Origin of the sequence: Streptomyces toyocaensis (assembly GCF_000725125.1) — a bacterium.
Lineage (GTDB): Bacteria > Actinomycetota > Actinomycetes > Streptomycetales > Streptomycetaceae > Streptomyces > Streptomyces toyocaensis.
On record NZ_JFCB01000045.1, the window covers coordinates 1 to 17,098 of the forward strand.

The window sequence follows — 17,098 nt, forward strand, 5'->3', positions numbered from 1 at the left end:
GCCCTGCTCGCCGCCGGCATCCGGCCCTCCGTGACCCGCCGGGCCCTGGCAGACCTCGTGGTCCGCGCGGAAACCGCCCTCGCCGCGCCGGCCGGCGCCGACCCCACGCGCCTGCGCACCTGGTCCCGCGCCCTGCGCGGCACCGGTGCCGTCCCGCGCCCCGACGGCCCCGGCACGGACGTCGCCGGTGCACGTCCCGGGGCGGCCGGCGAGCGCACCGCCCCGCCGCCCCCGCGGGACCGGTTCGGACCGCTCGTCCCGATCGTCGTCCGCACCGCGCTCGGCTGCGCGCTCGCCGGCTTCGCGTCCCTCGCCCTCGGCATCGGCCGCCCCTACTGGGCCCTGGTCACAGCGGCCGCGCTCCACCAGGCCGGCCTCACCCGCACCTGGAGCCGCACCGTGCAGCGCGTCGTCGGCAATCTCGCCGGCGTCCTGCTCTTCGCCGCCGTCGCCCCCGTCGCCCACCTCGGTCCGCTCGCGCTCGTGCTGTGCTGCCTGCTGTTCAGCTTCGGCGCCGAAGCGCTCATCGGCCGCAACTACTGGCTCGGCACCGTCTGCGTCACCCCGCTGGCCCTGCTCGTCACCGAGTTCGCCGGCCACCAGCGGACCGGTGACCTGGTCACCGAGCGCACCGTGGACACCCTGGTCGGCGCCCTGGCCGGGTTCGCCGCCGCCCTGGCCGTCACCAACCGGAGCGCGGGTGACCGGGTCCTGCGCCGCCTCGGCGCCGCGGACCGGGCCCGCGAGGGCGCCGAACGCGTCCTGGCCGACCCGCGGCCCGCGCCCGCGGCCCTGGAGAGCGCCCGCCGCGACCTCGCCGCCGCCCTGGCCGACCTGCGGACCGCCGCCGACGCCGCGGCGGGCGAGTGGTGGCGGCGGACCCCGGCCCAGGAGCGGGTCGCGCTCGCCGAGCAGGCGGGACACCGTACGCTCGCGGCGACGGTACGACGCCGGGTACTGCTCCCGGACCCCGGCACGGGCACGCACACGGAGGACGTACGGCCATGACGGCGACCGAAGGACCATCGGCGACCGGCCCCGAGGAGATGACGGCCGGCGGCGGGTACCTGCCCGGACGGCGAGGCGACACCGTAGCCGCGGTCGTCCGGCAGTGGCAGGCCGTCCATCCCGGCCTGGACACCGGCCCCATGGAGGTCATCGGCCGCATCAACCGCTGTGCCGCCCTGCTCCAGCAGGCGGAGGACGCCCCGCTGCGCCGGGCCGGGCTCTCCCGAGCCGAGTTCGACCTGCTCGGCGCGCTGCGCCGCACCGGCCACGAGCTGACCCCCAGCGAGCTGGCCCGCGAGACCTTCTCCTCGGGAGCCGCCGTCACCAAGCGCCTCAAACAGCTCACCGAACGGGGACTCGTCGAACGCCGCAGCGACACCCGCGACCGCAGGGTCGCGCACGTCCGCCTCACCGACGCCGGACGCGACACGGTCGACGGCATCCTGCCCGCCCAGCTCGCCTACGAGACGGCGGTGCTGTCCGGCCTGGACGGCCCGGAGCTCGGCGAGCTCGCCGCCCTGCTCGGCGTGCTGCTCGGGCAGCTGGAGGGCCGCCTGGGCGCGCTGCGCGCGTGACGGCGCGCCGCGCCGCCGGCGCTCACCGTTCGCCGGCCGGCCCGGTTCACGCCGGACATCGCGCGCCCCGCGGGTCCCGGAGCCCCGCCACGCACAGACCCCACAGAGGCGAGAGGGACTTCATCAGCACCGTGCCCTCCACCGCCGTGGCCGTCACCGCCGCGGAGTCCACGCCGTCGACCGGAAGTACGGCAGCCAGTGCGCGGGCACCTCGTGCGGGAACGTCTCGTCCACCGTCACCATGCCGTCGGACTCCGCGCCGTCCGTGATCCACCGGGGGCGCGGCCGCGACGGGCCGGCCCTCCGGCCGCACACGGTGGTGCAGCAGGCCACGGCCTCCCGCGGCGCGCGGGTCAGCGGTACCACCGGGCCCAGCACCCCGGCCACGCCGAACAGCCGGCGCCCTGTTCCGGCGCGGGGCGCCGGCCGGTGTGCCTCACCGTCGGGCGCACCGTGGGGGAGTGCGGCACCCGCTTCACGGCCTGCGCGGACGGCTGCGCCCGCGGCTTCATCGAGGTCGACACGGCACTGGCCCGCCCCGAACGCCTCACGCGGGCCGGCGGCCTCGCGGACATCGGCAACCTGCACGTCGAGCCCTCGGCATACGGCACCGGGCTCGAGCAGCGGCTCCTCGCCCATGCCGCCGACTGGCTCCGGCTGTGCGGTGTCGACCGGCTGGTCGCCTACGAACCGGAGACCGACCGGAACGCGCTCGGCCGTCTCGCCCGCGCCGGCTTCCGCGAACTGACCCGCACCGACCGGGGCTGGGAGCACCGACCCGGCTGATCGGCGGCCGTCAGATTCCCGGCCGGTACCGCAGCGGATGCCCGGCCGGGACCTCGACGAGGACGACGGGCGTCCCGTCCGGATCCGCGATCCACATCTCGACCAGTCCCCATGGCTCCTGCACCGGGGGGCGGACGACGGGGACGCCCTCGGCCACCAGTTCCTCGTGCGCGGCCGCGACGTCCTCGACCTGGAGCCACAGCCGTACATCCGGCGACGCCGCCGCGGAGGAGCCCGAACGGCCCGACAGTTCCAGGAACCCGCCGCCGAGGAAGTAGACGGTGCCGCGCTCCGGGCCCGTGCCGAACTCGCGGAAGACGGCGAGGCCCAGCTGCTCGCCGTAGAAGGCGCGGGAGCGGTCCGGATCGGTGGGGCGGAGCAGGATGCGGCTGCCCAGTACATGCACCATGCGGCCGAGCGTAACGCCCGGGTTAGTCTCGTCCCCGTCCGCACCACGCCGAAGCCGGCGCACACGAACCCGGAGACGTGCCCATGGAATCCGCCACCGACGCCGCACTGACCTTCCGCGACGCCACCGACGCCGACGTGGACGCCCTCGTCGCGTTGATCGAGTCGGCGTACCGGGGGGATTCCAGCCGGGCCGGATGGACCACCGAGGCGGACATCCTCCAAGGTCAGCGCACCGACCCGGAGGGCGTGCTGGAGGTCATCACCTCGCCGGACAGCCGGCTGCTCACGGTGGAGCGCGAGGGCCGGATCGTCGCCTGCTGCCAGCTCGAACACCGTGGCACCTACGCGTACTTCGGGATGTTCGCGGTGAGCCCCGCCCTCCAGGGTGCCGGACTCGGCAGGACGATCATCGCGGAGGCGGAGCGGCGGGCCCGCGAGATCTGGGGCGTGGAGGAGATGCACATGACGGTCATCTCCGTGCGCGAGGACCTGATCGCCTGGTACGAGCGGCGAGGCTACCGCCGTACGGGGAGGATGACGCCCTTCCCGTACGGCGACGAGCGCTTCGGCATCCCGCAGCGCGACGACCTGCAGTTCGAGCTGTTGGTCAAGGAGCTGACCCGGGCGTCGTGAGGCGCCGGGCCCCTCACGCGGTGAAGCGGCCGGTGCGTTTGATCTCCGGGTAGTCGGTGGTCGCCCCGTCGAGCTGCAGCGCCCTGACCAGCCTCAGGTGGTCCTGGGTGTTGACCACCCAGCCGACGACGGCCAGATCCGCCTTGCGTGCCCGCTCCACGATCTCCAGGGTGAGCCGGCGGATGTCGAGGCAGACGGTCGAGGCCCCGGCGGCGACCGCGCGGTCCACCACGTCGGTGCCGTACCTTCCGGCGACGAGTGCCGTCCGCACCCCGGGCACCAGCCGGGCGATCTCGGTGACCGCCTCGTCGTGGAACGACGCGACCTCCACCCGCCCGGCCAGGTCCCGCTCGTTCATCACCTCGGCCAGCGCGCGTGCCGCCCGCACGTCCTTGATCTCGGCCTGGAGCGGGGACCGGACGGCGTCCAGGACCTCCTCGAAGAGCGGGACGCGCTCGCCGCGCCCGGCGTCCAGGGCGCGCAGCTCGGCGAGTGTCTTGTCGGCGACGGCGCCCGTGCCGTCCGTCGTACGGTCCACTTCGGCGTCGTGCATGACGACGAGCGCGCCGTCCTTGCTCAGGTGCAGATCGAGTTCGATGACGTCGAGGCCCGCTTCCTGGGCGGCGACGAAGGACCGGAGGGTGTTCTCGGGCTCGACACCCATGACTCCGCGGTGACCGATGGTGAGGAAGTTCAAGACTCGACTCGCTTCCGTCGACGGCGGCGGGGGGCCGCGTCCCTACGGCCCTCCTGGACCGTATCGCCTGTGCCCGCCGCGTCCAGAGGCCGAACGCCGATCGCACACAGCGTCGTTTACCCCGGTGTTCAACAGGAAAAAATGCGGTGAGGCCTGGGGTGAGGCAGGATATTTTCCGGAGGAGCCCCTTGCTGGGAGAAACCGCCTGTGTATACGGTCTCCTTACGCGAGGTTTTTTTGTGGAGGATGGGACATGACGGAAATTCTTGTGCAGCTGGGCTCGGAGGGGAAGGTTCCTTCGGTGTCCAGGGTGGTTGAGCACCCGGCTTGGCCCGTGCTCAAGGATGCCGTGGAGCGGATCCGGCCCTGGCAGTCCAAGGACGGCTCGATCGACTTCGACGCCGACGCGGCCCCGGACCGCGCCGCGGCCGAGAGCGCGGTGCGGACCGTGATCGGCGCCGTCGAAGAGCTCTCCCCGCTGCTCCCGCACGACCGCGTCTACCACGAGGCGCTGGCCAAGGACCTGGGCCGCTGGGCCGACGGCGGCTTCGAGGTGCCCGACTTCCTCGACTCGCTGCTGGCCTTCCAGCCGGCCGCGAACCGCGAGGACGGCCTCCAGCACCTCGTCGTCTTCCCGATGTACACGCAGAACGGCAACCCCGACCGCAACCTCGAGGCGGTCGTGCTGCGCATGGTCTGGCCCGACTGGCTGGCCGAGCTGGAGCGCACCCGCTACGACAACCCGCTGTTCTGCGGCATCACCTTCGAGGACTTCACCGCGGGCTACGACACCAACTCCGCGGTCCTCTTCCCCGAGACCATCGCCGTGCGGGAGGCCCCCGAGCGCTTCACCTGGGGCGGCATCTTCTGCGACCGCGAGGCCGCGCGCTTCCGCCGTGTCACCGAGGCCGCCGTCGACATCCTGGGCCTCCGGCTGCCCGAGGACGTCGCCGCCATGGTGCACGACCAGAAGCGGTGTGAAGAGGCGTTCGTGCTCTGGGACATGGTTCACGACCGCACCCACAGCCACGGCGACCTGCCGTTCGACCCGTTCATGATCAAGCAGCGGCAGCCGTTCTGGATGTACGGCCTGGAGGAGCTGCGCTGCGACCTCACCGCCTTCAAGGAGGCGGTGAAGCTCGCCGGTGAGGGTGTCCCGCAGGCCCGTGACGTGCAGGTCGCGGTGCTCTTCGACCGGATGTTCCGCTTCCCCGTCACCGGCGAGCGGACGCGGAACTACGACGGGCTCGGCGGCCAGCTCCTCTTCGCCTACCTGCACAGGCACGACGTCGTCCGCTGGACCGACAACAAGCTCTCCATCGACTGGGAGCGCGCGCCGCAGGTCACCAACCAGCTGTGCGCCGAGATCGAGACGCTGTACCGGGACGGCATCGACCGCCCCAAGCTGGTGCACTGGTTCGCGGGGTACGAGCTGGTCTCCACCTACCTCTCCCCGCACCCGGGCTCCAAGTGGGCCAAGGGCCCCGACGCCCTCGACCTGACGCTGCCGCCGCGGAAACTCGTCGATGACGTGCTTCCGGACGAGTTTCCGCTGAGCATGTTCTATGAGGCACTGTCCAAGAAGCTGAAGAACGTGATCGCCTCCACCAAGGGCATCACGGCGGACGGCGCCGAGCGGGTCGCCGCGTGAGCGATCTCGTCCACAACACTGCTCAGGAGGCGAGGATCATGGGGAACGGGGCGCTCGACGGTGCGGTGATCGCGGTGGCCGGCGCGGGAGGGCCCGCGGGACGTGCGGCACTGCTCAGGCTGGCCGAGGCCGGGGCGACGGTCATCGGCTCCGACAACGACCCGGAGCGGCTGGCGGAGGCGGTCGACGCGGCGCGCTACGCGCACGGCGGCGCCACCGTCACCGGTGACACGGTCGACCTGCTCGACCTGGACTCGACCCGTGACTGGGCCGCCCGGGTCGAGAAGGAGTTCGGCCGCGTCGACGGGCTGGTCCACCTCGTCGGTGGCTGGCGCGGCAGCGAGACCTTCACCAAGACCAGCCTGGACGACTGGGACTTCCTTGAGCTGCTGCTGGTGCGCACGGTGCAGCACACCACCCTCGCCTTCCACGAGGCGCTCCAGCGCAGCGACCGCGGCCGGTACCTCCTGATCAGCGCGGCCGGCGCGAGCAGGCCCACAGCGGGCAACGCCGCGTACGCCGCCGCCAAGGCGGCCGCCGAGGCGTGGACGCTGGCCATGGCCGACTACTTCCGCAAGGCCGGGGGCGAGCAGGGGCCGACGTCGGCGGCTGCGATCCTGGTGGTGAAGGCGTTGGTGCACGACGCGATGCGCGCCGACCGCCCCAACGCGAAGTTCGCGGGTTTCACGGACGTCAAGGACCTGGCCGAGGCCATCGCCGGAGTCTGGGAGAAGCCCGCCGCGGAAGTGAACGGAAACCGTCTGTGGCTGACCGAGAAGCCGTGAACCCACCGAGGACCGACGCGCGTCGTCATCACGACCCGGACGTCCGCGGTTTCGCCAGCGACAACTACGCCGGGGTCCACCCGGAGGTGCTCGCCGCCCTGGCCGTGGCCAACGGCGGGCACCAGGTCGCTTACGGCGAGGACGCGTACACCGACAACCTCCAGCAGGTCGTACGCAGCCACTTCGGCCCCACGGCCGAGGCCTTCCCGGTCTTCAACGGCACCGGCGCCAACGTCGTCGCGCTCCAGGCGGTCACCGACCGCTGGGGCGCGGTGATCTGCGCCGAGAGCGCCCACATCAACGTGGACGAGGGCGGGGCGCCGGAGCGGGTCGGCGGCATCAAGCTGCTCACCGTGCCCACCCCGGACGGCAAGCTCACCCCCGAGCTGATCGACCGGCAGGCCTACGGCTGGGACGACGAGCACCGCGCGATGCCGCAGGTGGTCTCGCTGGCCCAGGCCACCGAGCTGGGCACGGTCTACACGCCCGACGAGATCCGTGCCATCTGCGAGCACGCCCACGCCCGCGGCATGAAGGTGCACGTCGACGGCTCCCGGCTGGCCAACGCCGCCGCCACGCTGGACGTGCCGATGCGCACCTTCACCAACGCGGTCGGCGTCGACCTGCTCTCGCTGGGCGGCACCAAGAACGGCGCCCTGTTCGGCGAGGCGGTCGTGGTGCTGAACCCGGACGGCATCCGGCACCTGAAGCACCTGCGCAAGCTGTCCATGCAGCTCGCGTCCAAGATGCGCTTCGTCTCGGTGCAGTTGGAAGCCCTCCTGGCCCGGGACCTGTGGCTGCGCAACGCCCGGCACGCCAACGAGATGGCCCAGCGCCTGGCCGAGGGCGTGCGCGCCGTGCACGGTGTGGAGATCCTCTACCCGGTGCAGGCCAACGCCGTCTTCGCGCGGCTGCCGCACGAGGTGAGCGAGCGCCTGCAGAAGCGGTTCCGCTTCTACTTCTGGGACGAGGCGGCGGGCGACGTCCGCTGGATGTGCGCCTTCGACACCACCGAGGACGACGTGGACACGTTCGTGGCGGCGCTCAAGGAGGAGATGGCCCGCTCATAACTGCATAGGTATGCGGTCGACCGAAAATGCATTGACTGTCGGTCGGCCGCCTGCCTATGCTCTGGCGCCATGCAGCTGATCCAGGAGAACCCGGACCTCTCCGCCTACTTGGCCGCCGACGAGGCGATCGACCATGACCATCCACTGGTCCGCCGGACGGCCGGGCGTCTCGCCGCCGACGTGGCGGACTCGTATGAGTATGCGCGGGCGGCGTTCGAGTTCGTGCGCGACGTCATTGCGCACTCCCAGGACTCCGGCGATCTCCGCGTCACCTGGCGGGCCTCCGACGTGCTGGAGCACCGCACGGGCGTCTGCTACGCCAAGGCGCACGCGCTCGCCGCGCTGCTGCGCGCCGAGGACATCCCGACCGCGCTCTGCTACCAGAACCTCGGCGTCGTCCACGGCCTGGTCGCCGTGCGGTTCCACGGTGCCTGGCACCGGCAGGACCCCCGGGGCAACAAGCCGGGAGTGGATGCGCAATTCTCCCTGGACGGTGAGCGGCTGGCCTTCACGCCCGACCCGGCGTCCAACGAGATGGACCATCCGGTGCTGTACGCTGCACCGCATCCGGTCGTCCTGAGCGCCCTCAGAGCCGCGTCCGACCGGCCGCACCTGTGGCCGACGCTCCCCACTGCACTCCGAACCCAAGGCGGGTCATGACTCTCACGCCGACCGTGTCCGACGAGGTGCGGGCCCTCGCGCCCGGCTTCACCCATGTCACCGTCGAGGCGCGCGACCTGGTCAACGGGCCGAGTACGGAGGCGAGTTCCGCGCTGCTCGACGACGCGGCCCGCCGGCTCGCCGGGCGCCTGCGGGGAAGGGCCCCGCACGAGGACCCGCACATGACCGCCTGGCGCGAGGTCTACGCGGCGTTCGGCTCCAAGCCGTCCCGCACCCGCAACTCGGCGGAGGCGCTGGCCAGGCGGGCCCTGTCGGAGGCGGGACTGCCCCGGATCAACCTGCTCGTCGACCTCTACAACGCCATCAGCGTCGGCCACCTCGTCCCCGTGGGCGGCGAGGACATGGACCGTATCCGGGGTGGTCTGCGCCTCGTGCGGGCCACCGGCGAGGAGGACTTCCTGACCGTCGCCGGGGGAGACGAGACCGTCGAGCACCCCGATCCCGGCGAGGTGGTGTGGCGCGACGACACCGGCGTGACCTGCCGCCGATGGAACTGGCGCCAGGGCCCGCGCACCCGGCTCACCGAGGAGACCACCTCGGGCGTCTTCCTGCTGGAGAGCATGGCCCCGATGCCGGTCCCCGAGGTGGAGGCGGCGGCCGCCGAGCTGGCCGGCCTGGTGGAGAAGTTCAGCCCCGGGGCACGCGTCACCGTCCACCCCGCCGCCTGAACGGCCCCGGCCGGCCCCGCCGCCGACGTCCGCGAAACCGTGCGGGCAGCGCCCGAGGAGTCCGTGGCGAGGAGGGCCGGGGCGGCGGGTGTCAGAGCGCCTCGGCCTGACGGACCTGTTCCGGGGTCGGGGCCGTACCGCCGAGATGGGCGGGCATCCACCAGGTGTCGTCCGGGCCCTTGGGCCGTACCGGGTACGCCCGCTGCGCCGCCTCCAGCAGCTCCTGCACGCGCTCGCGCAGCTGACGGGTGATCGCACCGGCGTACTTGTCCTTGGACGCCTCGATCGCCTCGCCCACGCGGATGGTGACGGGCGTGTGGCTGCGCTTGAAGTTGCGCGGGTGGCCCTTGGTCCACAGCCGCTGCGTGCCCCACACCGCCATCGGGATCAGCGGCACGCCCGCTTCCTGCGCCATGCGCGCGGCACCCGACTTGAAGCTCTTCAGCGTGAACGACTGCGAGATCGTCGCCTCCGGGAAGACGCCGACGATCTCTCCCGACCGCAGCGACCGCAGCGCGTGCTCGTAGGCCGCCTCGCCCCGCGCGCGGTCCACCGGGATGTGCTTCATGCCGCGCATCAGAGGACCGGAGACGCGGTGACGGAAGACCGACTCCTTCGCCATGAAACGCACGAGCCGCTTCTGGGGGAGCGCCGCAAGGCCGTTGAAGACGAAGTCCAGGTAGCTGATGTGGTTGCTCACCAGCACGGCGCCGCCCGAGCGCGGGATGTTCTCCGAACCCTGGCAGTCGATCTTGAGATCCCACGCCTTGAACAGGGTGCGGGCGAAGCCGACGACGGGCCGGTAGACGAGTTCTGCCATGGGCGGGTAGGAACCCTTCCTTCTCTGCCTGGGTGAAGGCTCCCAGTCGAGGTTACGCAGCCGTAGGTTTTACGGCTTGTCGCAGATGGTGCCCGAAGAACGGCCCGTGAACCAGCCCTGACGCCCGCGGGTGGCGAGATTCTTGTCACGTCGATCCCTGATCGACCTCGGTGCTCGCCCGGACGCCGGGGAATTTCCGCGGTCGCCGGAACGCTTGGGCCGGGTGACGGCGGACCGTGGCGGGAGAGGTCGAGTGCGGGATCGGGACCAAGTGGCGGGATCCGGGGCGAAGGCGGCCTGGGCGGAGCTGGAGGCCGAACTGGGGGAGCGGGCGACGCTCGTGCAGTTCTCCAGCGCCTTCTGCGCGCCCTGCCGAGCGACCCGGAGGGTGCTCGGCGAGGTGGCCCGCCTGGTGCCGGGCGTGACTCATGTCGAGATCGACGCCGAGGCCCGTCTGGATCTCGTACGCCGGCTGGAGATCGTCAGAACCCCGACGGTGCTGGTCCTCGACGCCGAAGGCCGGATCGTGCGGCGCGCGACCGGACAGCCGCGCAAGGCGGACGTGATCGCCGCCCTCGGGGAGGCGCTGTGAGGACTGCCCGGACCGCGGTGAGGCATCTCCCACATCGCCTGACCGACTTGACTGTGCATGCCACCCGTCGTCAGCCTGACTCCATGTCCTCGGAACTCCTTCGTCTCAGGCGGGTACCCGGCCGCGCGGCGGCCGCCCGCGCCGCGCGCGTGCGCCGACCGGGCCGGTGAGCAGCCGCGAACCCGCTCGTCACCTCTCGCAGAAGGACAGTTTCATGACGGCCCCGTCCGACCTCGGCACCGCCCGGCCCGCCTCGCCCGACCTGTTGCGCTCCGTCTTCCGCAGGCATGCGGCGGGCGTCGCGGTGATCACGGCGCGCGGCAGCCGGGGCCCGGTCGGCTTCACCGCCACCTCGCTCGCCTCCGTCTCCGCCGAGCCCCCGATGCTGTCCTTCGGAGTCGGTACCGGCGGTTCCAGCTGGCCGGTGATCGCGGCGAGCGACCACGTCGGCGTGCACGTCCTCGGGGAGCACCAGCGGGAACTGGCGGCGACCTTCGCGCGCAGCGGCGCGGACCGCTTCGGCCCGGCCACCGCCTGGCGGGACGGGCCCGAGGGGGTTCCTGTGCTGGACGACGTGCCCGCCTGGATGGTGTGCAAGGTGGTGGCGCGGGTGCCCGCGGGCGACCACCGGATCGTGGTCGCCGAGGTCCTGCTGGGCGACGCGACAGGACACGGCCGCCCGCTCCTCTACCACCAGGGACGTTTCAACGGTCTGCGCGACTGAGCCGGGTCCTTCCTGGTCGCGGACCCGTCGAGTTCCGGTTACGCTGCGTTGCGAAGGTCACAGTTCAAAGCGCTTGCTTAGCGGGAATGAACTGGGTGTACTGACGAGTAATATTTCGTTCGGAGCGTGGGTCGCCCCGACCGGGATCGCCCGCTTCAGGCGCCTATGCTGCCTGGAGGCAGGCAGCCAGAAATGACGATGCAGTAGGAGAGCCGGCGTGAGCTTGAGGATCGTTGTCACTGTGAAGTACGTGCCCGACGCCACTGGCGACCGGCACTTCGCCGATGACCTGACCGTCGACCGTGACGATGTGGACGGTCTGCTCTCCGAGCTGGACGAGTACGCGGTCGAGCAGGCGCTGCAGATCTCGGAGAACTCCGACGACGACGTGGAGATCACCGTGCTGACGGTGGGTCCCGAGGACGCCAAGGACGCGCTGCGCAAGGCGCTGTCCATGGGCGCCGACAAGGCGATCCACGTCGAGGACGACGACCTGCACGGTACCGACGCCATTGGCACCTCCCTGGTCCTGGCCAAGGCGATCGAGAAGGCCGGCTACGACCTGGTCGTCTCCGGCATGGCCTCCACCGACGGCACCATGGGCGTCGTGCCGGCGCTGCTCGCGGAGCGTCTGGGCGTGCCGCAGGTGACCCTGCTGTCCGAGGTGTCCGTCGAGGGCGGCACGGTCAAGGGCCGCCGTGACGGCGACGCCGCCTCCGAGCAGCTCGAGGCCTCCCTCCCCGCGGTCGTGTCGGTCACCGACCAGTCGGGCGAGGCCCGTTACCCGTCCTTCAAGGGCATCATGGCGGCGAAGAAGAAGCCGGTTCAGTCCTGGGACCTGTCCGACCTCGACATCGACGAGGACGAAGTCGGTCTGGACAACGCCTGGACCACGGTCGACGCCGCGACCGAGCGTCCGGCCCGCACCGCGGGCACGATCGTCAAGGACGAGGGCGAGGGCGGCAAGCAGCTCGCCGCCTTCCTCGCGGAGCGCAAGTTCGTCTGACACGGCCTCACGAGCCGGAAGTTCGTCCGAGCCGAGGCTCACCTCGCGTTCCCGCCCCCTCACACTTCGCAAGCAGGAGAGAAGAAGTCCCATGGCTGAAGTTCTCGTCTACGTCGACCACGTGGACGGTGCCGTCCGCAAGCCGACCCTGGAGCTGCTGACCCTGGCCCGCCGCATCGGCGAACCCGTCGCCGTCGCGCTGGGCAACGGTGCCGCCGACACCGTCGCCGCGCTCGCCGAGCACGGCGCGGTGAAGGTCCTCACCCACGAGGCCTCCGAGTACGCCGACTACCTGGTCGTGCCGAAGGTGGACGCCCTCCAGGCCGCCCACGAGGCCGTGTCCCCGGCCGCCGTCCTGGTGCCCTCCTCCGCCGAGGGCAAGGAGATCGCGGCGCGTCTGGCGCTGCGCATCGGCTCCGGCGTCATCACCGACGCCGTCGACCTGGAGGCCGGCGACGAGGGCCCGGTGGCCGCGCAGTCGGTGTTCGCCGCCTCCTACACCACCAAGTCCCGCGTCTCCAAGGGCACCCCGGTCATCACGGTGAAGCCGAACTCGGCCGCCGTCGAGGCCGCCCCGGCCGCGGGCAGCGTCGAGGCCCTGTCGGTGACCTTCTCCGCCGCGGCGACCGGCACCAAGGTGACCGGCCGTACGCCGCGTGAGTCGACCGGCCGTCCGGAGCTGACCGAGGCCGCGATCGTGGTCTCCGGCGGCCGTGGTGTCAACGGCGCGGAGAACTTCGCGATCATCGAGGCGCTCGCCGACTCGCTCGGCGCGGCCGTCGGTGCCTCGCGTGCCGCCGTCGACGCCGGCTGGTACCCGCACACCAACCAGGTCGGCCAGACCGGCAAGTCGGTCTCGCCGCAGCTGTACATCGCCTCCGGCATCTCCGGCGCGATCCAGCACCGGGCCGGTATGCAGACCTCGAAGACCATCGTGGCCGTCAACAAGGACGCCGAGGCCCCGATCTTCGACCTGGTCGACTACGGCGTCGTCGGCGACCTGTTCGACGTCGTCCCGCAGCTGACCGAGGAGATCAAGACCCGCAAGGGCTGATTCCCTCCCGGCATGTCCGAGGCCCCCGCGACCGCACCGGTCGCGGGGGCCTCGCCGCGTCACCGCTCCGGTGCCGCTCCCGCTCCCGCACCGCAAGGTGTTGACTCGACGGTGTTGACCGGCCGGAAGACCGCCGGTTAACGTCCTTCTACAAAATGTTGATTCCGTATCGCGAAAGCATGCGAGGGTGTGGAATGGGTCAGGGGCAGCAGGAGCGGGTGGTGACGAGTCTCGCGGACGCCGTCACCGAGGAGATCGGGGCCCGCCTCGCCCCGGTCGACGCCGAACTGGAGCGCCGCTACCCCGGAGACCCCGGCACCCGCCAGCCCGTCCACACCGTCTACGTCCCCGCCGACGCCTTCGCCGCCGGCACCCCGCGCGCCTGGGGCGACCGGGCACTCGCCGCGCTCGACGAACACGCCCCTGACGCGGCGTCCTTCGCCGCCGTCCTCGGTCTGGACGGCGCACTGGCCGAGGACGTGTACGGCCGCGTCCGCGCCAAACTGGAACGCGAGCCGGTCGAGGACCTGCGCGTCGACTTCGAGGACGGCTACGGCGGCCGTCCCGACGCCGAGGAGGACGCGGACGCGGCCCGCGCGGCACGGCTCGTCGCCGAGGCGTACGCGGCGGGCACCGCGGCCCCGTACACGGGCATCCGGATGAAATGCATGGAAGCCGCCGTGCGCGACCGGGGCATCCGCACCCTCGACATCTTCCTCACCGGCCTGACGGAGGCCGGAGGCCTGCCCGACGGGCTGGTCCTCACCCTGCCCAAGGTCACCTGTCCCGAGCAGGTCACCGCCATGGTCCGGCTCCTGGAGGCCTTCGAGGAGGCGCGCTCCCTCGAGTCCGGCCGGATCGGCTTCGAGATCCAGATCGAGACCAGCCAGGCCATCCTCGCCGCCGACGGCACCGCGGCCGTCGCCCGTATGATCCAGGCCGCCGAGGGCCGCGCCACCGGCCTGCACTACGGAACCTTCGACTACAGCGCCTGCCTCGGCGTCTCCGCCGCCCACCAGGCGAGCGACCACCCGGCCGCCGACCACGCCAAGGCCGTCATGCAGGTGGCCGCCGCGGGCACCGGCGTGCGTGTGTCGGACGGCTCCACCAACGTCCTGCCCGTCGGCCCCACCGAGAAGGTCCACGACGCCTGGCGCCTGCACTACGGCCTCACCCGCCGGGCCCTGGCCCGCGCCTACTACCAGGGCTGGGACATGCATCCCGGACACCTTCCGACCCGGTACGCGGCCGTCTTCGCCTTCTACCGCGAGGGCTTCCGGCAGGCCGCCGCCCGCCTGACCCGGTACGCCGACCGCGTCGGCGGCGACGTCATGGACGAACCCGCCACCGCCAAGGCCCTGGCCGGCCACCTGATCCGGGGGCTGGACTGCGGTGCCCTGGACACCTCCGAGGTCGCGCGGGCCACCGGGCTGACCCGGTCGGACCTGGAGGGCTTCGCCGCACCCCGGCGGGGCGGCCCGGCCGACTCCGCCCGGTAGTCCGGGGCGGGAAGCGCCCATGTGCGGGGTGCCGCTGCCGACGAGTGACCTGGGCCGGCGGCACAAACCGTCCTCGTCTGGCGTCTGGCGTCTGGCGTCTGGCGCCTGGTGACGATGGCGCGGCGGGGCCGTCCTCTTCCACGCCCCCTTCCCCCATGCCCACGCCGTCCATCGCGTGTCCGTCGCCGCGGCCCTGCGGGTGTCCGCGCTCGGGATATGACGCCGGCCGAACGGAAGAGGTCCGTGGGCGGACTCGCCGAAGGCGTGGGAACCACCCCGGCCAACGTGGCGGTGCCCAGGAGCGGCCGAGCCGGCACGGTGGGCCGCACGACCCCGGCCGCCCTCCGTGAGGTGCTCGATGGCGGCCCGGCGACCTGCTGCGCCGGGTGCCCGAGGACGCCCCGGCCGCGCCGGCGGTCCGCGCCGCCCCAGCCGGACGCAGGGGTGCCCTCAGCGAGGCACCGGTACCGGGCTCGCCTACTGGGGGGACTCCACGTACCGCTCCAGGCCGCAGACGGTCACCATCCCCTTCTCCGCGAACAGCCGTGTGCCCCGCGCGCACAGTCTCCGGTCGGCGCGGGCCCGTGCGCAGAACTCCTCGGGGGAGGCACCGAACAGCTCCCGCAGACCGGGTACGTTCGCGAGCAGGTCGGTGAGCAGCGGCCGCTGGCCCGGATGGGCGCGGGGGACACCGGAACCGTCGTGCAGCACGCCGTGACGGTTGACGTACGCGTGCGCGCCGGGCAGCACCGAGCCGTCGGCGAGCTCGATCCGCACGTCGGGCGCGGGCAGCCACGCGCGCAGGAAATTGCCGTCCGGGCGCGGAACGCCCTCGCTCGCGTCGATCACCGCGGCCTGCCGGGCGTCGAGCCAGAGCACGAACAGCTCCCGCACCGTCCCCGGCGCGGCGACCGGCGAGTGGGACACGTAGCCCATGCGGCTGACGTGCGCCGAGACACCGATGCCGACGCCCGTCACCCGGGCGCGCACCATCGGCAGCGCCGTGACGATCCCGGACCCGGCCATCTTGTGCCGCAGTTGCCCGGGGCAGGCGTTGGAACCGACGGCGAGCACCGGTACGCGGTCCTCGTACACCAGGCGGTCCAGCGGCAGCAGCCGGTGCCCGTCGAGCAGCCCCGACTCCCGCGGCCAGGCCCCCGGATACAGCAGCGGATGCGTGCGCGGTGCCTCGTCCAGCCCGAGCGCCCGCAGCGTGCGGTCCTCCTCCACCGGCACCGCGCGCTCAGTCCGCGGGCGGCAGTTCGCCGGAGCCGCGGGTGATCAGCCGGGTGGGCAGCTCGATGCGCTCCGGGGTGAGCAGGGTGCCGTCCAGCTGACGGAACAGCCGCTCGGCCGCGGTCCGGCCGAGCGCCGCCGCGTCCTGCGCGACGACGGTGACGCCCGGCTGGAGCAGATCGGCGAGCTCGATGTCGTCGAAACCGACCAGGGCGACCGGGCGGGTCTGCCCGGCCAGCACCCGGATCACGGTGACCGTCACCCGGTTGTTGCCCGTGAAGATCGCGGTGACCGGCTCGGGGCCGGAGAGCATCTCCCGGGCCGCCCGGCGCACCCGCTCGGGGTCGGTGACGCCCAGCGACATCCAGGAGTCCGCCACCGGTATGCCCGCGTCCTCCAGGGCGGTCCGGTACCCGCGCAGCCGCTCGGCCGCGGTGTGGATGCGGGGCATGTCGCCGATGAAGCCGATCCGGCGGTGTCCGTGCGCGATCAGGTGGCGGACGCCGTCGCGGGCCCCGCCGAAGTTGTCCGACACCACGACGTCCGCGTCGATGTGCCCGGCCGGGCGGTCCACGAACACGGTGGCGACGCCCGCCTTGATCTCCGGCTCCAGGTAACGGTGGTCGTCGCCGGCCGGGATCACCACCAGTCCGTCCACCCGCCGGGCGCACAGTGCCAGCACCAGTTCCTGCTCACGGTCGGGGTCCTCCGCGCTCGAGCCGTTGATCAGCAGCGCGCCGTGGGCGCGGGCCACCTCCTCCACCGCCCGGCTCAGCGGCCCGTAGAACGGGTCCGCCAGATCCTCCAGCACCAGGCCGATGCTGGCGGTGCGGCCCTTGCGCAGCACCCGGGCACTGTCGTTGCGGCGGAAGCCGAGTGCCTCGATCGCCTCCTGGACGCGGCGCTCGGTCTCGGCGGTGACCCCGGGTTCGCCGTTGACGACCCGGGAGACCGTCTTGAGTCCGACCCCGGCGCGGGCCGCCACGTCCTTCATGGTGGGGCGGTTGCCGTAACGGGTCCCGGGGAGGCGGTCGGTGCGGCGGGTCGTCTCCGGCACGGTGCGGTGTCCTGTCCTGTCGGCCACGGGGATGCGTAGGTCCATGGGGTTGTATGAGGATGTGGCGTCGAGCATAGAGCCTGGACAACGTTGTCACCCTCGTAGACACTGTCCCTCGCACACTCCGGCCCGTACATCGCCGCAC

20 protein-coding genes are annotated in these 17,098 nt (G+C 72.4%); 14 read left to right on the plus strand and 6 right to left on the minus strand.

Translation table 11 applies throughout. From position 1 onward, the window contains the following. Together BU52_RS30150 and BU52_RS30155 are read left to right on the plus strand one after the other, a co-directional pair. Positions 1 to 1,008 (plus strand): FUSC family protein (locus BU52_RS30150; protein ID WP_037940498.1); only part of this gene is annotated, 1,008 nt, incomplete at its 5' end. Further along, positions 1,005 to 1,583, plus strand: a complete 579-nt coding sequence (locus tag BU52_RS30155; protein WP_037940500.1) for a MarR family winged helix-turn-helix transcriptional regulator — start codon at positions 1,005 to 1,007, stop codon at positions 1,581 to 1,583. The genes BU52_RS30150 and BU52_RS30155, both read left to right, overlap by 4 nt. 153 nt (positions 1,584 to 1,736) lie before the next feature. Here the strand turns inward: BU52_RS30155 and BU52_RS36650 are convergent, their stop codons facing one another. Further along, complete coding sequence (locus BU52_RS36650) at positions 1,737 to 1,970, minus strand: hypothetical protein (protein ID WP_051858720.1); 234 nt, start codon at positions 1,968 to 1,970, stop codon at positions 1,737 to 1,739. Positions 1,971 to 2,012: 42 nt separating this feature from the next. Here BU52_RS36650 and BU52_RS36655 point away from each other — a divergent pair, with 42 nt between their 5' ends. After that, the gene (locus BU52_RS36655; protein WP_327151347.1) at positions 2,013 to 2,369 is read left to right on the plus strand and encodes a GNAT family N-acetyltransferase; all 357 of its coding nucleotides are present in this window, start codon (positions 2,013 to 2,015) and stop codon (positions 2,367 to 2,369) included. Positions 2,370 to 2,379: 10 nt separating this feature from the next. Here the strand turns inward: BU52_RS36655 and BU52_RS30165 are convergent, their stop codons facing one another. Further along, positions 2,380 to 2,778 carry a VOC family protein gene (locus BU52_RS30165; RefSeq protein ID WP_037940501.1) on the minus strand — a complete coding sequence of 133 codons (399 nt, stop codon included), beginning with the start codon at positions 2,776 to 2,778 and terminating at the stop codon, positions 2,380 to 2,382. An 83-nt stretch (positions 2,779 to 2,861) separates the two neighbouring features. Between BU52_RS30165 and BU52_RS30170 the strand changes: the two genes are divergently transcribed. Next, positions 2,862 to 3,413, plus strand: a complete 552-nt coding sequence (locus BU52_RS30170) for a GNAT family N-acetyltransferase (protein WP_037940503.1) — start codon at positions 2,862 to 2,864, stop codon at positions 3,411 to 3,413. Between the two features lie 13 nt (positions 3,414 to 3,426). Here the strand turns inward: BU52_RS30170 and BU52_RS30175 are convergent, their stop codons facing one another. Next, on the minus strand, positions 3,427 to 4,110 hold the full coding sequence (locus BU52_RS30175) for a glycerophosphodiester phosphodiesterase (RefSeq protein ID WP_037940505.1): 684 nt from the start codon (positions 4,108 to 4,110) through the stop codon (positions 3,427 to 3,429). Positions 4,111 to 4,363: 253 nt separating this feature from the next. Here BU52_RS30175 and BU52_RS30180 point away from each other — a divergent pair, with 253 nt between their 5' ends. The 5 genes from BU52_RS30180 (at position 4,364) to BU52_RS30200 (ending at position 8,965) form a co-directional block, all read left to right on the plus strand. After that, positions 4,364 to 5,761, plus strand: a complete 1,398-nt coding sequence (locus BU52_RS30180) for a DUF6421 family protein (protein ID WP_037940506.1) — start codon at positions 4,364 to 4,366, stop codon at positions 5,759 to 5,761. Between the two features lie 38 nt (positions 5,762 to 5,799). After that, positions 5,800 to 6,546 (plus strand): SDR family NAD(P)-dependent oxidoreductase, encoded by a 747-nt coding sequence (locus BU52_RS30185; protein ID WP_037940509.1) that lies wholly within the window; start codon positions 5,800 to 5,802, stop codon positions 6,544 to 6,546. After that, entirely contained in the window at positions 6,543 to 7,616 is a 1,074-nt protein-coding gene (locus BU52_RS30190; protein ID WP_037940511.1) for a threonine aldolase family protein, read from the plus strand. Before BU52_RS30185 ends, BU52_RS30190 begins: the two co-directional genes overlap by 4 nt. A 69-nt stretch (positions 7,617 to 7,685) precedes the next feature. Continuing rightward, a complete protein-coding gene (locus tag BU52_RS30195; protein ID WP_037940513.1) occupies positions 7,686 to 8,276 on the plus strand; it encodes a transglutaminase domain-containing protein in 591 nt (196 codons plus the stop codon). Next, positions 8,273 to 8,965, plus strand: coding sequence for a B3/B4 domain-containing protein (locus BU52_RS30200; protein ID WP_037940514.1), 693 nt, complete (start codon positions 8,273 to 8,275; stop codon positions 8,963 to 8,965). Before BU52_RS30195 ends, BU52_RS30200 begins: the two co-directional genes overlap by 4 nt. A gap of 91 nt (positions 8,966 to 9,056) precedes the next feature. On the opposite strand, the gene BU52_RS30205 is transcribed toward BU52_RS30200, so the two are convergent. After that, positions 9,057 to 9,785, minus strand: coding sequence for a lysophospholipid acyltransferase family protein (locus BU52_RS30205; RefSeq protein ID WP_037940515.1), 729 nt, complete (start codon positions 9,783 to 9,785; stop codon positions 9,057 to 9,059). A gap of 214 nt (positions 9,786 to 9,999) precedes the next feature. Here BU52_RS30205 and BU52_RS30210 point away from each other — a divergent pair, with 214 nt between their 5' ends. The 5 genes from BU52_RS30210 to BU52_RS30230 all read left to right on the plus strand — a co-directional run bounded on the left by BU52_RS30210 (position 10,000) and on the right by BU52_RS30230 (position 14,660). Next, a complete protein-coding gene (locus tag BU52_RS30210; protein WP_407702072.1) occupies positions 10,000 to 10,377 on the plus strand; it encodes a TlpA family protein disulfide reductase in 378 nt (125 codons plus the stop codon). A gap of 214 nt (positions 10,378 to 10,591) precedes the next feature. Beyond that, positions 10,592 to 11,101, plus strand: coding sequence for a flavin reductase family protein (locus tag BU52_RS30215; protein WP_037940518.1), 510 nt, complete (start codon positions 10,592 to 10,594; stop codon positions 11,099 to 11,101). A 217-nt stretch (positions 11,102 to 11,318) separates the two neighbouring features. Then, the gene (locus tag BU52_RS30220) at positions 11,319 to 12,107 is read left to right on the plus strand and encodes an electron transfer flavoprotein subunit beta/FixA family protein (RefSeq protein WP_037940519.1); all 789 of its coding nucleotides are present in this window, start codon (positions 11,319 to 11,321) and stop codon (positions 12,105 to 12,107) included. Between the two features lie 91 nt (positions 12,108 to 12,198). Further along, positions 12,199 to 13,161 (plus strand): electron transfer flavoprotein subunit alpha/FixB family protein, encoded by a 963-nt coding sequence (locus tag BU52_RS30225; RefSeq protein ID WP_037940520.1) that lies wholly within the window; start codon positions 12,199 to 12,201, stop codon positions 13,159 to 13,161. 194 nt (positions 13,162 to 13,355) lie between these two features. Further along, entirely contained in the window at positions 13,356 to 14,660 is a 1,305-nt protein-coding gene (locus BU52_RS30230) for a DUF6986 family protein (RefSeq protein ID WP_037940521.1), read from the plus strand. A gap of 477 nt (positions 14,661 to 15,137) precedes the next feature. Here BU52_RS30230 and BU52_RS30235 read toward each other — a convergent pair whose 3' ends face one another. Together BU52_RS30235 and BU52_RS30240 are read right to left on the minus strand one after the other, a co-directional pair. Beyond that, positions 15,138 to 15,896, minus strand: a complete 759-nt coding sequence (locus tag BU52_RS30235; RefSeq protein WP_037940522.1) for a hypothetical protein — start codon at positions 15,894 to 15,896, stop codon at positions 15,138 to 15,140. Between the two features lie 7 nt (positions 15,897 to 15,903). Then, positions 15,904 to 16,998, minus strand: a complete 1,095-nt coding sequence (locus BU52_RS30240) for a LacI family DNA-binding transcriptional regulator (RefSeq protein WP_200881351.1) — start codon at positions 16,996 to 16,998, stop codon at positions 15,904 to 15,906. Between the last annotated feature and the right edge of the window lie 100 nt (positions 16,999 to 17,098).

Coding starts and splice junctions, on each gene's coding strand:
- BU52_RS30155 (WP_037940500.1), top strand. CDS start 1,005: ATGACGGCGACCGAAGGACCATCGGCGACCGGCCCCGAGGAGATGACG.
- BU52_RS30165 (WP_037940501.1), bottom strand. CDS start 2,778: ATGGTGCATGTACTGGGCAGCCGCATCCTGCTCCGCCCCACCGATCCG.
- BU52_RS30170 (WP_037940503.1), top strand. CDS start 2,862: ATGGAATCCGCCACCGACGCCGCACTGACCTTCCGCGACGCCACCGAC.
- BU52_RS30180 (WP_037940506.1), top strand. CDS start 4,364: ATGACGGAAATTCTTGTGCAGCTGGGCTCGGAGGGGAAGGTTCCTTCG.
- BU52_RS30185 (WP_037940509.1), top strand. CDS start 5,800: ATGGGGAACGGGGCGCTCGACGGTGCGGTGATCGCGGTGGCCGGCGCG.
- BU52_RS30195 (WP_037940513.1), top strand. CDS start 7,686: ATGCAGCTGATCCAGGAGAACCCGGACCTCTCCGCCTACTTGGCCGCC.
- BU52_RS30200 (WP_037940514.1), top strand. CDS start 8,273: ATGACTCTCACGCCGACCGTGTCCGACGAGGTGCGGGCCCTCGCGCCC.
- BU52_RS30205 (WP_037940515.1), bottom strand. CDS start 9,785: ATGGCAGAACTCGTCTACCGGCCCGTCGTCGGCTTCGCCCGCACCCTG.
- BU52_RS30215 (WP_037940518.1), top strand. CDS start 10,592: ATGACGGCCCCGTCCGACCTCGGCACCGCCCGGCCCGCCTCGCCCGAC.
- BU52_RS30225 (WP_037940520.1), top strand. CDS start 12,199: ATGGCTGAAGTTCTCGTCTACGTCGACCACGTGGACGGTGCCGTCCGC.
- BU52_RS30230 (WP_037940521.1), top strand. CDS start 13,356: ATGGGTCAGGGGCAGCAGGAGCGGGTGGTGACGAGTCTCGCGGACGCC.
- BU52_RS30240 (WP_200881351.1), bottom strand. CDS start 16,998: ATGGACCTACGCATCCCCGTGGCCGACAGGACAGGACACCGCACCGTG.